The organism is Rhizobium sp. CB2179 (assembly GCF_057653455.1).
On the sequence record NZ_JBYGKR010000002.1, the window covers coordinates 473,861 to 486,302 of the forward strand.

Here is a 12,442-nt window from a genome sequence, read left to right on the forward strand (position 1 = left end):
GGAGGAAACAATGACTTTGCAACAGACCTCCACGCCCGCTTTGCGACGTCCGGCCAAACGCCGCGACAACAAGCGGCTCTGGCAGGAAATGGCGATGATCGCGCCTGCCTTTCTGCTTATGGCGATATTCCTGATCACGCCGTTCCTCTTGTCCTTCTGGACGGCGATGACCAACCAGCCGCTCGTGCCGCGCCCGACGCCGGTGCGCTTCGTCGGCCTCCTGAATTTCGAGCGCGTCTTCACCGATCCGCTGTTCTGGACCTCGCTGTGGAACGTCACGCGCTTCACCGCCTGGGTGCTGCCGCTGCAGTGCGGCCTCGCCTTCCTGACCGCGCTCCTCTTGCATCAGAAGCTGCCGATGCAAAACCTGCTGCGCGGCCTGTTCTTCCTGCCGGCGATCACCTCCATGGTGGTGGTCTGCGTCATCTGGGGCACGCTTTTCCAGTACCCGAGCGGCCCGCTCAACCAGATCGTCGGTTTCCTTTCCGGCGGCACGATTCAGCCAATCGACTGGCTCGGCGACCCCAACTGGGCGATGTTCTCCATCGTGTTGCTTTCAGCCTGGCAGGCCTATGGCTTTCAGATGATCATCTATCTCGCCGGCCTGCAGGGCATTCCCGAAGAACTATACGATGCCGCCCGCATCGACGGGGCAAGCGCGCTGCGCCGCTTCTGGCACGTCACCATGCCCGGCCTTCGCCCGACCCATGTCTTCGTGCTGGTCATCACCACGATCCAGGCCTTCAAGCTCTATACGCAGGTGGCAATCCTCACCCAGGGCGGCCCGAACGAAAGCACCGAAACCGTTGTCCACTACATGGTGCGCGCCGGCTTCGAGGAGCAGAAACTCGGCTACGCATCGGCCGTGTCCGTCATCCTCTTCGTCATCGTTCTTCTGATCGCGCTCCTGCAACGCAAACTCCTGAGGCGCTTCGATGTCTGATCTCGCTTTGACCCAGCCCGTCCCGCTGGCAATCGCAAGGGGCGACGGCAAGAGAAGCCTGCGCATCGTGCAGAGTCTCTGCATCCTGGTCATCGCGCTGGTGATGATCTCGCCGCTGTTCATGCTACTGATCGCCAGCCTGAAGGACGACCGCTTCCGCATCCTCGCTGACATGGGCAGCTTCCGCGCCTTCTGGGTCAGCGACCCGACGCTGTCGAACTACAAGGAGGTCGCCCATTTCTCCGGCGAACTGGCCTATGGCCGATATCTCTTCAATTCGTTGGTGATCCTCGTCGCCACTGTCGTCTCCGGACTGGTCGTCAATTCCATGGCGGGCTTCGTTCTCGCCTGGGGCTCGCTGCGCGGCAAGGCGGCGCTCTTGGCGCTGGTCGTCGCGCTCTATGTCATCCCGCAGGAAAGCATCATCATGCCGCTCGTCGTCATGATGTCGCGGGCGGGGCTGACGGATACCTTCGCGGTGCAGATCCTGCCCTGGGTGGCAAGCCCGCTCTATGTCTTCCTCTTCTACCAGTTCTTCGCGCAGCTGCCGAAAGAACTCTATGAAGCGGCGGAAATGGATGGCGCGTCGACCTTCCGCATCTACCGGTCGATCTACATGCCGCTCAGCCTGCCGGCGCTCGCCACGGTCTCGATCCTCATGGGCATCGAAAGCTGGAACCAGTATCTCTGGCCGACGCTGGTCACCCAGACCGACTATGCACGGCCGATTGCCGTCGCCATCGCCACCTTCTTCGGACAGGACAGTATCTACTGGGACCGCGCCATGGCCGCCTCGGTGCTGATGATGATCCCGGTCCTCATTCTCTATCTGGCTTTCCAGCGCTGGTTCGTCAGTTCATTCGTCGGCTCCGCCGTGAAAGGTTGATCATGTCTCTGCAGGCAAAATCCGAAACGTCAGCACCTGAAACCATTGAAGCGGAACTGCCCGAAGGTACGGTGCTGCATCTCTGGCTGAAGGCGCGCCATGCCGGCGGCGAGGCGAAGCTCTTCGTCGCCGTTGATGGCAACGACATCGGCGAGCCCTCGACCCACCGCGCAGGGGAATTTGAGTTCTTCGCTGTGACGCTCGCGAAAGGCGGTCGTGCCACGCTGTCTTATGATGCGACAACCACAGCGCTCTCCGTCGCTTACGCCTTCCGGCCGGAAACCGTGATGAAGGCGGGCATCCGCGTCCTGCACAGCGATGCCCGCACCTCCGCCCCCGACGTACCCGACAGCTACCATTTCCGCCCGCCCTTCGGCTGGATGAACGATCCGAACGGTTTTGGACGGTTCGGCGGAAACGCTCACCTCTTCTACCAGCACTATCCTCATGAGCCGCGCTGGAACACTATGCACTGGGGCCATGCCGTCTCGAAGGATTTCGTCCGCTGGACGCATTTGCCCATGTTCCTCTTCCCGGCGGCGCATCTATCGGAAAAGGACGATGGCCGCGGCGGCGCCTTCTCCGGCTCGGCGATCCCCGGCACCGGCCCGGAAGGCGAGGAGATCCGCGTCTTCTACACCGAGCATGTGCGTGACCGTCTACCGGAAGAGCAAATCCAGCTTTCCGCCGTCAGCCGCGACGGCATCGTCGCCGGCCCGTCGGAAATCGTGATGCCGCTGCGCCCGGAAGGCTTGAACCTCACCACCGATTTCCGCGACCCCTATGTCTTCAAAGGCCCGGACGGGCGCTGGAAGATGCTGCTCGGCAGCCGCGACAGGCAGGGCGGCGTCGTACTGCTCTATGAAACCGCAGACGCGCAAGGCGCCGATGGCTGGACCTTCCTCGGCATCCTCCATCGCGAGGACGGTTTCGGCATGACGGCGGCGGAATGCCCCTGCATGGTGCCGCTTTCCGGCAAAAACGCAGAAACCCGCTGGGCGCTGATCTTCGGTCTGCTCACCAGCCGCGACCCGGCCACCGGCCGCCGCAACCTCACCTCCGTCACCGTCGGTGGTTTCGATGGCCGCACCTTCGTCGCGGAATTCGTGCAGGAGTTGGATTTCGGTTCGGATGCCTATGCTTTCCAGGCCTTCGTTGATGGCGACGAGCCGGTCGGCATCGCCTGGCTCGCCAACTGGACGGATTTTTCCAAGAAGGACGATTTCCCGACGGCCATGACCCTGCCGCGCCGCATGTTTCTCGACGGCGACACCGTGCTGACCCCGCCGGTCGCAGCCGTCGAAAGCCTACGCCATCGGTTGCTGGACGACACCGCGCTTGCCGCCGGCAAGACCGTGCCGCTCGGCACCGGCGCCGTCGAGATCGTGCTTGATCTCACCGCGCCGGGCGCCTCCTTCGATCTCACCTTCGATCATCCGGATGTCGATCTCGGCGTGAAACTCGACGCCGATGGTCTGGCGATTGTCTTCGACGCCCGCACCGGTATGAGGCCGCCGCGTTACGTCGCCGCCGGCGCGAAACCGTCGAGCCTGCGCATCTTCCTCGATGCCGGCTCCATCGAGGTCTTCGCTGACAACGGTCGCTGGACGGGGTCCAAACGCATTCCGAGCTTTGCCGCCGCACGTTCGGCAACGCTCGCCGGCGCCGTCGCCGGGGCCGGCGTCTGGCAATTGAAACTGTGAGGGAGGACAGACAATGGCATCGGTAGCAATCGACCGGGTTCAGAAGCAATACGGCGCGGCCTCCGGCATCCACGGGGTTTCCGCGGATATCGAGGACGGTGAGTTCGTCACGCTCGTCGGGCCGTCCGGCTGCGGCAAGTCCACGCTTCTGCGCATGCTGGCGGGGCTAGAGGATATCAGCGGCGGTGAAATCCGCATCGATGGCCGCGTCATGAACGACGTCGCGCCGAAGGAGCGCGATATCGCCATGGTGTTCCAGTCCTACGCGCTCTATCCGCACATGACGGTGCGCGAAAATATGGGCTTTGCCCTGAAGCTGCAGGGGCGCGATAAGGCGACAATCAACAAGCTGGTGAGCGAGGCCGCCGGCATTCTCGCACTTGAACCCCTGCTGGAGCGCCTGCCGAAACAGCTTTCCGGCGGCCAGCGCCAGCGCGTCGCCATGGGCCGCGCCATTGTACGCCATCCGAAAGTGTTCCTCTTCGACGAGCCGCTGTCCAACCTCGACGCCAAGCTGCGGGTGACCATGCGCAGCGAGATCAAGGAGCTGCATCAGCGCCTTGGCACCACCATCGTTTAAGTCACCCACGACCAGATCGAGGCGATGACCATGGCCGACAAGATCGTCGTCATGCGCGCCGGCCGCATCGAGCAGATCGGCAAGCCGCTCGATCTCTACGACCGCCCGGATAACACCTTCGTCGCCGCCTTCATCGGCTCGCCGTCGATGAACCTCTTCGAGGGCGGCATCAGTGATGGCAGCTTCCGTATCGGAGGCGGTGTTTGCCTGCCGCTTCCGCCGCGATTGAGCCAAAGCGCGGCGCGCACCTACGGCATCCGCCCGGAAGACCTCGACATTGCGAAGACGGGCATTCCGGCCACCGTGTTGACTGTCGAGCCAACCGGTGCGGAGACCCATCTTTCGGTGCGTGTCGGCACGCAGACGGCAACCATCGTGCTGCACCGGCGGGTGGATTTAAAACCTGACCAGCAAATCCACCTCGCGCCCAAATCCGAGAAAGTCCACCTCTTCTCCGCCGAAGGCAGTCGCATAGACTGATCCCCCGGCCCCTCCTGCTGAGCCGCGTCCGTCATTTGACGGCCAAAAAGCTATGACCGTCGATAAACGCCTGGTATCCTCGGACGGCTTCCGCGTTTTCCAGACAGAGCACAGGTCGAAACGACGCTCGATGAAAAGGAGAGGTTCAATGGCGGTTCGCCTTTGCTTTTGATCCCGAGCGAAAAGCCATCGTCCTTTGCGGCGGAGCGAAGAGCGGCATGAGCCAGAAACTCTTCTACAAAAGACTGATTGATCTGGCGGACAAACGATACGACGAGCACTTAAGCGAGTTGGAGAAGAAACATGGATGACCTCGACAAGCTGCTACAGACGCTTCCCGAAGCCGAACAGCACGCTGTTGTAAAGCGTGCTGAGGAACTTGTCACGGCGCACAATTTGCGAGAACTGCGGGCGCTCGCCGGACGGACGCAAGAACAGGTTTCTGCCGGGACCGGATTTAAGCAGACGAACGTCTCGAGGCTAGAAAAACGTGCGGATATGAAGCTTTCCACACTTCGCGACTACGTTGAGTCACTCGGTGGCACATTGAGGATCGTTGCGGATGTCGCGGGCAAGAAAGTCGATCTGTCCAGCATTGCTGAACGATCTCGGCACGGTTCAAAACTCTGATGGCAACCGTCGATTGACGTAGCCCACATTGATGCTTGTTGGTTATGGAAATCAGCACTACAGCATCCGGGCGGCCCGCCTGCTTCGCCGCGTCGCGTTGTTAAAATAACTAGATGCCTGCTGAACCGAGCGATGGCGTAACTGTTCCATTGCCTCCGGGAGGGGAATACCGCGGTTGGCTGCCTCGGTGAGAAAACCAGGCCGCAGCCAATTCATCGGCGGGAAAAGGCTGCCAAAAGTAATCCATCCGTTATTTTTGGGTGGCCAGCGCCTCGATCATCACGACCAGTCTTCGAAGGTCATCGCTTTGAAGTGCCTTGAGCGCCACGGCTAATCTTTCATGGAACAGCTCATCCGTCGTTCTGACGTTCTCCTCAGCGTTGTTACCAAGCAACTCGTCGATGCTCACGTTCAATACCGAAGCGATGCGAACGAGGGTTGCCAAGTCCGGTTCACGACGGCCGGTAATGTAGTTTCCGTAGCGGCGGTCGCTAAGGCCAGCGCGACGAGCTACCTCCGCGTTCGAAATGCCAAGTTGTTCAGCGCGTCGTTTGAGATTTGAAGAGAATGGCTCCATGACCACATTTTGTTCATGACAAACCACACGGGTCTATGTACGATACGTGGTGCCTATTGAGAACAATATGTGCGGTGATTGATGGAACTACGCCAGCTCTCCTACTTCGTCGCGGTGGCCGAGGAACTGCATTTCGGCCGGGCGGCCGCCAAGGTGCGCATCGCCCAGCCTGCGTTGTCCAACCATGTGCAGGCGCTTGAACGGGAGCTCGGCTGCGCGCTGTTCATCCGCTCGACCAGACGGGTGGAACTGACGCGGGCAGGGGAGATCTTCCACGAGCGCTGCGTCGGCATCCTCAGCGAGGTCGATCTGTCCGCCGAGATCACCAGGGCGGTGGCCGGCAAGACGATAAGGCAGATCAGGATCGGCACCGTCTATCCGGCGACCACCGGCGTGCTGCCGGCGTTCCTTGGAAAGATCGCCCGCAAGTACCCGGATATCCGTATCCATATTTCCAGCGGCAATACCGGCGACATCATCCGCGGCCTGGAGAACGGCCAGATCAATCTCGGCTTCATCCGACCGGTGGAAAACATCGGCTCGTTGCGCTTCTCCTCGATCGCCCACGAGCGGTACCTGCTGGCGGTGGCGAGGAGCAACCCACTGGCGGAGCAGGCCGAGATTGGCATCGACGATCTGCGCGGGGAGAAGATCATCGCCTTCAATCGCAAGAACCTCTCCTACACCGAGCGGTACTTCAACGAGAAGTTCGAGGAATATGATCTGACCCGCAACATCGCCTATAGCTGCGACGACACCTATTCGCTGGTGTCGCTGGTCTCGGCCGGCCTTGGCATCGGCTTTGCGCCGGAATGGACCGAGGGCCTGCCGAACCGGGCCTTCGAGCTGAAGGCGGTCAGAGGCATCGACTTCAGGATCGGGCTTGGTGTTGCCTGGAATAAAGAGGATCCAACCGCCTCGCGTGACGACATCGTCGATATCGCGAGGTCGTTGGCGCGGCCGGGCAGGTGAGGCGAGGGAGCCCACGGGCGCCGTGGCGGTCCCCATGGCCCCGATTTGCGCCCTGAAATCAATCTCACATCGATAAGAGCTACTTATCGATGGTTAGAACTGCAATCCGAATTCATCAGCAGCAGCGGAAGCAATGAGCGATATCGCTTCTGGTTAATTGCGTGTTTACTATGATTTCAATGCATTACGTTCTCGCGAAAATCAGCATGGGTGGCCTGATGCAGCCGGCTTTTCGCGCCGGCGGAGTTCGCGCGTCTGGATGAGCGCATCGCCCGCTCAGCCGTCGGGCAGGGGTGGCTCGAACGCATGCAGCCGATGCCTGCGCCTCGCTGTGGATCGACGGCGAACTAGTGCATCTTGAAGACCTTGTCCTCCACGACGCCACGAAGGATATTCGCACACCGACCCATGAACTGTCCATCGCGCGCGACGTGCTGCGCACCCGCCGGCGGATTGCGGCGCAGCCGCCAGGGTGGGCATTGTCGGCCGACGGTCTCCGCAGCCTCCGGCAGGCTTCGTCGGGAACATCTGAGGACATCGACCAAGGCCGGGCCATCAACGGCGCCGGGCGCACAGTTGAGTCCGAACGAGAAGGGGAGGGGGAGGATGGCGATGATGACACCAACCTCCCTGGTGTTGACTATGCCGCCATCGATGCGGTCCTGGCCCGCTCGGAGGCCGCGATCGAAGAGGCGAAGCGACCCGGCCGTGCCGGCGGCAGGGAAAAGGCTCCACTGGTTTATGATCTCGACAGGGACGAGGACGCGCGGCTGGAGGAATGGCGCGGCGTGCTGCGGCATATCCAGGACCTGCCGACGGTGCTGCAGGCGATAGTTGTGCTGGATGCCTGGAACGAAATTTCGGTGCTGCAGCATGCCCCCTGGCTGAGCCGTCTGCTCTCAGCATCGATCTTGCGTCAGGTTGGGGTCACCACCGGCGCCCATCTCGCAGCCTTGAATCTCGGCCTGAAAACCATTCCCGTCGATCGGCGCCGGCATCGCGACCGGGAGACCCGCCTGCTCGCCATCGCTCATGGGCTGACGGCGGCCGCCGAAAGCGGGCTGAAGGAGCACGAGCGATTGGCGCTCGCGCGGCAAATTATGGAACGAACGGAAGCTCGCTGGTCGACCTGCTACATCCAAGCTGCCGGATTTAATCGAGCTAGTTATCAACAAGCCGCTTGTGTCGGCGGGCATGGTTGCTAAGGGGCTTGGGGTGACGCCGCAGGCTGCGCTCAGAATTGTTGGCGAACTCGGGCTGCGTGAGTTGACTGGAAGAGGGAGGTATCGAGCGTGGTGTCTAGCATAGCTTGCGAGTTGGGACGCATACGCTAGACTACCGCAGAAATAGCATTTCAAGACACGGACCAGGGGAAATGAATGCTACTGTGGACCATGGGGATTAGTTATTGGCGGGGAGCATGGATCCAGTACTGACCAAATACGACTGCGCCGGAATAATAACTGCGAAGAGATATGATGAAGGCGTAAGAGCTGAGTTCGAGCGATCAGGGTTTGTGGCCATCGCAGGTGCTGTCCACGCCGATGTCATCGATGCTCACCTCGCAGGTGCTGAGCAGTTTGCTCGGGAAAACCCGATCGATAGCCCCATCACGACGATGACTCTGCGCGAGCAAGTTTGCCGCCTTCGAGCATTGCATGCGTTTCAGGAAAGATGCGACGGAACACTCAACTTGCAGGCTGCGCCGCTTCTTGTCGCCTGTCTCCGTCAAATCTTGCAAGCGGAACCCGCCGCCCTCTTCACCACCACTTTCGGTCATTCGCCGTTGGCCGGAGACGTTGATCCAAGACTTCCCCTAAGTCCGCATCTGCATAATTTTGAGTTCGTCACCGAGCCTGCTGACAAATTCGTGCTCGCATGGATAGCTCTGGAGGATATTAGTGTCGACGCGGGTCCCATGTGGCTTTTGCCAGAGAGCCACAGAGTCTGGGCAGAATTGCCCTCTCTTTTGAATTCTGCCATCCAGGATGATCTCACCCTGGCAGCAATGATCAAGGTCGCGGTTGGTGGCAAAGTATCACTCGAAACGTGGTCTTACCTACTCGACAAAGTGGCGGTCATCGCTCGCGGCTTTGTCGAGCGTGCCCTGCGTACACAACCCATCCGGCCCTCGCCGGTTATTTTTGAGAAGGGCGATGCGCTAATATTTGATCCGTCGCTGCTCCATGGCACGATACCACCCGCCAATCCAAGGCGGACGCGCAAGTCATGCAACATCCGCTACGCATCGAACACTTGCCGTATCTGGAATTATCTAGAGTTGGTGAAAGATGGACGGTCAGGACTCCTGCCGGAGCATGGATTCGTTTCCGATACGGAGCAAATTCTCGGCGGATACATATTCAGAGATTTCCTAGGCCGCAGATACCGCAACCTCATGTAGCAACACTGCAATGTACTTATTGAGCGAAACACAACGAACACAATTGAAAGAAGAAGGCTGGTGTCTGATCACACGCGAGGAAATTGGATCGCGTGAACTGGTCCGGCGAGCGCTCAGGTCGGTTAATCTGTGGTGTGCCGATGTCCGACTACCCGCACTCAGCCGTGGACTTCCCCGCGTGCGATTGCGCGATTTCGCCTCAGATACCTTTTGTCCGGACCTGCGCTTCGCGCCAGAATTTCAGGATTTGGTCGAAAAGACTGGTGTCCGCTCCATCATAAATTCGATCATCGGCGAAACGGCCGAGTTTGGCGTTCAGATAGCCTTGAGGTTTCCGGATGAAAGAGGGAGTCAGAGCGATTTCCATCCACACATAGACGGGTTTGCCAGTGACGACCTTTTGGATAACTTCAACATCCTGGCGGGAATTTATCTGTCTGACGTGACGCGCCAGTTTGCCGGAAATTTTACGGTTTGGCCTAAATCTCATATCGCTGCAGCTAAATTCTTTGCGAGGCATGACGCGCAGCAACTCCTGCAAACAAAACAATTTTCTCTCCTGCGTGAAATGGTCATTGGAATTCCCGAGACGGAGCCATTGCAGGTCGAAGCGAGAGCTGGGGATGTTGTTCTCTGCCACTACCTTCTGTTTCATTGTCCTGCGGTCAATTTGAGCGAGGACATTCGTTACATGGCATTTGTGCGGTTTCGAAGCACGCGGCAGGCGCGAGGAGACGCTGAGCAATTGGGATCACTCTGGCACTACTGGAACGATCAGGCGATGCACGGTAGACCGAATGACAATTCAAAGCTTTCTTAGTATTTCTACTGGAGCGTCGATAACCGATGGACGCGCAAAACCGTGGTATTCAGCGGATGCGGCGGCGCAGTTCAATATTCCTCACCATCCACAGGAGCTACAACATATCCTTGCCCAACTCGCTCGCTCAGAGCTGCCGAAAGCTCAGCTGAACATTGGGTTGCACGCGTCGGATAGATACGCGGCACTCATCCTAGAAGAGGCAATATCGATACTGGTAGACCGCGGCCTACTTACCTGGACCCTGAAAGTTAACGGCAATGAGATTGTCTCGCGCATCGGCTTGGGTTTTAGAGGCGACCGCCGTTCGCGTGAAATGTGTGGACATTTTTCACTCTCCCGGTTCGCTTATTGTAGAGTTGTTGATCAAGAAGTGGTGCTGGAGTCGCCTGAGACATCTTCGCGGCTCGTTGTCCACGATGAAGAACTCCTTGGATTGATCTTTTCATTTCGCGCCCCTTTCAACGTCTTCGAATTACGACGAAAAGAGGGAGTGGGCTCAGTAAGAGTTGGGATCGCCGAGCTCCTCATCGATTCTGGCATGGCAACCAGATGTGAGGAAGCCGTGCATGATTGGGAGTTCCATGACCGGCTCTTTCACACTTGGAGTAGGTTCGGACCCGTAATGCTGCCGTACGGCAGGGCTGACACCGAGTTGGGGTCTGAAGCCAACCCGCAGTTGATTTCGGAGCGGCCTGTCCTTCAATTGGCAAAGCCAGGCGCAGCGGACGAACTTTCGATCAATGACTTTTCTGAACTACTAGCAACGCGGGAATCGCTGCGCACGCACGGACGCGCGGAACTTTCCCTTGACAACCTGGCACTCTTTTTGCACAGGAGCGCGGTTCATAGCACCGATGAACGGCATCCTCGTGGACGCAGACCTTACCCTAGCGCAGGTGCGCGCTTTCCACTTTCCATTTATGTCCTAGCTGGGCGGTGTATTAATCTGCCATCGGGGCTGTACTTCTACGACCCTGTAGCTCATCAACTCGCGGCACGACGGCAAGACGATGAACTGTTGCGACGGGCCATTGCCGCATACGCCCACCTAGGCAACGTCCACCCTGACAATTTTCAAGTTGCTTTGCTCCTCACCGCGCGATTGGAGATGATTCGCCATTATCGACGGGTCGCATACGCAAACGCATTGAAGGAAGCTGGTGCTGTCTATCAAACGATGTATCTTGTTGCGACTGCCATGAAGCTGGCCCCGTGTGCACTGGGTGGCGGCAATTCGACACTTTTCTCCGCAGTCGCGGGGCTCGGCATCGATGAGCCACCGATTGGGGAGTTCTTGCTCGGAACGCGCTCGGACCTCTAGGTTCCGCGATCATCTATGGCTTCATCATCGGGTTTTTCGTCTGGCAACGTCCGACGAGATATTTGTTTATAGACATCATCGAATTGAAATCCGTCCGATGAGATCCACCTGTGCCGAGAAATTTCATCCCTATGCCGCATGATTTGTCGGGCTTGGGTTTCTCTACCAGACGCTTCGTCCGGGGTCATCGGCTCTACTTCGTATTCCGATCTCGCTGGTACGACGATCACTTGGGCGTAGGGTTCACCCCTTCTGAAAATATGAGATTGGCCGTCCAACGGAGATTTGAAGGTGGCGAAAAAGTACATCGGCCACCACGCCGTCTGCAGGTTCCCGATGACCGCTACAGGCGTTGTTCCCGTCCGGTCATTGAAGAATTTGGGATGAGGCTCGATTCTTAGAGCGTAGCCCTGAGGTACTTGAAGGTCGATGAGGGTACCTAGAGAGTAATGGCCAGGATTAGCAATCCTGAAAGGTGGCCAGACCAAACCGGGCACAACCTCATGGCTGAAATCACCAACGAACTCTGTCTGGCCATTCCTTCCGACGACCTCGCACGAAGTATCATAGGGATAGAGAAGCTCTAGCCCATACAGAGAGCCCTCGGTAAACGGTTGGCAATGCCATGGTTGAGGTGTGGCTCCGTCGCGCGGCAACTTTCTTTCGCCAGCCCAACCAGGCACAACGAGTTCAGTTCTACGCGGCGGCACGCCTTTAGAAAGCAGCCGATATTTCAGACGCACGGCAGTTTCCTCACCACGAGCAACCGTTGCTAGCGAGCCGATATGCAGAGCGCCAATTCAAATTTTGTTGGTCGGAACTGCACAAACGGTGCATGGGCAAGTGCCATAGAGTTCAACAACATCCCCGGCGCTAAGTTGCCCAAGTCCCACCGGTCGCCGGGGGAGAACGAACGTCAATTCATCGCTGCCGTCTTCCTTGACGCTAATCTTGGCGCTTGATGGAAGATTGGCACCCAAGCTTTCCAGTGTGGCTCGTGGGTCAGCTATCAACTGAGCCTTGAAAGCATCATCTCCAAGCCAAACACGGGCGACGGCTTCCGACCAGGCTTTTTCATTTGCCTGCATGCGGCGTTTTTCGTCCTCACCAGATGCCATGTTCT

General features: G+C 58.7%; 11 protein-coding genes and 4 pseudogenes. 11 read left to right on the forward strand and 4 right to left on the reverse strand.

Annotation, left to right across the window (positions count from 1 at the left end; all coding sequences use genetic code 11):
• Positions 1-10: 10 nt before the first annotated feature.
• The 6 genes and pseudogenes from AC244Q_RS26295 (at position 11) to AC244Q_RS26320 (ending at position 5,222) form a co-directional block, all read left to right on the forward strand.
• Complete coding sequence (locus tag AC244Q_RS26295) at positions 11-943, forward strand: carbohydrate ABC transporter permease (protein ID WP_003562169.1); 933 nt, start codon at positions 11-13, stop codon at positions 941-943.
• Positions 936-1,829, forward strand: coding sequence for a carbohydrate ABC transporter permease (locus tag AC244Q_RS26300; protein WP_003562168.1), 894 nt, complete (start codon positions 936-938; stop codon positions 1,827-1,829). Before AC244Q_RS26295 ends, AC244Q_RS26300 begins: the two co-directional genes overlap by 8 nt.
• A 2-nt stretch (positions 1,830-1,831) precedes the next feature.
• Positions 1,832-3,532 (forward strand): glycoside hydrolase family 32 protein, encoded by a 1,701-nt coding sequence (locus AC244Q_RS26305; protein WP_128406435.1) that lies wholly within the window; start codon positions 1,832-1,834, stop codon positions 3,530-3,532.
• A gap of 13 nt (positions 3,533-3,545) precedes the next feature.
• Positions 3,546-4,592 (forward strand): annotated as a pseudogene (locus AC244Q_RS26310) (ABC transporter ATP-binding protein).
• Positions 4,593-4,732: 140 nt separating this feature from the next.
• Positions 4,733-4,903, forward strand: a pseudogene (locus tag AC244Q_RS26315) (type II toxin-antitoxin system RelE/ParE family toxin); the annotation flags it as partial.
• Complete coding sequence (locus tag AC244Q_RS26320) at positions 4,896-5,222, forward strand: helix-turn-helix domain-containing protein (RefSeq protein ID WP_003562165.1); 327 nt, start codon at positions 4,896-4,898, stop codon at positions 5,220-5,222. The pseudogene AC244Q_RS26315 and the gene AC244Q_RS26320, both read left to right, overlap by 8 nt.
• Positions 5,223-5,279: 57 nt before the next feature.
• On the opposite strand, the pseudogene AC244Q_RS26325 reads toward AC244Q_RS26320, so the two are convergent.
• Positions 5,280-5,429: pseudogene (locus AC244Q_RS26325) on the reverse strand (integrase); the annotation flags it as partial.
• A gap of 43 nt (positions 5,430-5,472) precedes the next feature.
• Complete coding sequence (locus AC244Q_RS26330; RefSeq protein ID WP_003562163.1) at positions 5,473-5,799, reverse strand: helix-turn-helix domain-containing protein; 327 nt, start codon at positions 5,797-5,799, stop codon at positions 5,473-5,475.
• 81 nt (positions 5,800-5,880) lie between these two features.
• Between AC244Q_RS26330 and AC244Q_RS26335 the strand changes: the two genes are divergently transcribed.
• The 5 genes and pseudogenes from AC244Q_RS26335 to AC244Q_RS26355 all read left to right on the forward strand — a co-directional run bounded on the left by AC244Q_RS26335 (position 5,881) and on the right by AC244Q_RS26355 (position 11,319).
• On the forward strand, positions 5,881-6,771 hold the full coding sequence (locus tag AC244Q_RS26335; RefSeq protein ID WP_003562162.1) for a LysR family transcriptional regulator: 891 nt from the start codon (positions 5,881-5,883) through the stop codon (positions 6,769-6,771).
• Positions 6,772-6,941: 170 nt separating this feature from the next.
• Positions 6,942-8,079 (forward strand): annotated as a pseudogene (locus tag AC244Q_RS26340) (RHE_PE00001 family protein).
• 112 nt (positions 8,080-8,191) lie between these two features.
• Positions 8,192-9,175, forward strand: coding sequence for a phytanoyl-CoA dioxygenase family protein (locus AC244Q_RS26345; protein ID WP_128408044.1), 984 nt, complete (start codon positions 8,192-8,194; stop codon positions 9,173-9,175).
• Between the two features lie 43 nt (positions 9,176-9,218).
• A complete protein-coding gene (locus tag AC244Q_RS26350) occupies positions 9,219-9,995 on the forward strand; it encodes a phytanoyl-CoA dioxygenase family protein (protein ID WP_164902410.1) in 777 nt (258 codons plus the stop codon).
• On the forward strand, positions 9,973-11,319 hold the full coding sequence (locus AC244Q_RS26355; protein ID WP_128408046.1) for a SagB family peptide dehydrogenase: 1,347 nt from the start codon (positions 9,973-9,975) through the stop codon (positions 11,317-11,319). The genes AC244Q_RS26350 and AC244Q_RS26355 overlap by 23 nt, the downstream gene beginning before the upstream one ends.
• On the opposite strand, the gene AC244Q_RS26360 is transcribed toward AC244Q_RS26355, so the two are convergent.
• Both AC244Q_RS26360 and AC244Q_RS26365 read right to left on the reverse strand, forming a co-directional pair.
• Complete coding sequence (locus AC244Q_RS26360) at positions 11,316-12,062, reverse strand: hypothetical protein (RefSeq protein WP_128408047.1); 747 nt, start codon at positions 12,060-12,062, stop codon at positions 11,316-11,318. The genes AC244Q_RS26355 and AC244Q_RS26360 overlap by 4 nt on opposite strands.
• A 57-nt stretch (positions 12,063-12,119) precedes the next feature.
• Complete coding sequence (locus AC244Q_RS26365) at positions 12,120-12,437, reverse strand: nitrile hydratase subunit alpha (RefSeq protein ID WP_113182459.1); 318 nt, start codon at positions 12,435-12,437, stop codon at positions 12,120-12,122.
• Between the last annotated feature and the right edge of the window lie 5 nt (positions 12,438-12,442).

Bases quoted from the DNA above. Each gene is read 5' to 3' on its own strand.
- AC244Q_RS26300 (WP_003562168.1), top strand. From the start codon at position 936: ATGTCTGATCTCGCTTTGACCCAGCCCGTCCCGCTGGCAATCGCAAGG.
- AC244Q_RS26305 (WP_128406435.1), top strand. From the start codon at position 1,832: ATGTCTCTGCAGGCAAAATCCGAAACGTCAGCACCTGAAACCATTGAA.
- AC244Q_RS26365 (WP_113182459.1), bottom strand. From the start codon at position 12,437: ATGGCATCTGGTGAGGACGAAAAACGCCGCATGCAGGCAAATGAAAAA.
- AC244Q_RS26295 (WP_003562169.1), top strand. From the start codon at position 11: ATGACTTTGCAACAGACCTCCACGCCCGCTTTGCGACGTCCGGCCAAA.
- AC244Q_RS26345 (WP_128408044.1), top strand. From the start codon at position 8,192: ATGGATCCAGTACTGACCAAATACGACTGCGCCGGAATAATAACTGCG.
- AC244Q_RS26335 (WP_003562162.1), top strand. From the start codon at position 5,881: ATGGAACTACGCCAGCTCTCCTACTTCGTCGCGGTGGCCGAGGAACTG.
- AC244Q_RS26330 (WP_003562163.1), bottom strand. From the start codon at position 5,799: ATGGAGCCATTCTCTTCAAATCTCAAACGACGCGCTGAACAACTTGGC.
- AC244Q_RS26320 (WP_003562165.1), top strand. From the start codon at position 4,896: ATGGATGACCTCGACAAGCTGCTACAGACGCTTCCCGAAGCCGAACAG.
- AC244Q_RS26355 (WP_128408046.1), top strand. From the start codon at position 9,973: ATGACAATTCAAAGCTTTCTTAGTATTTCTACTGGAGCGTCGATAACC.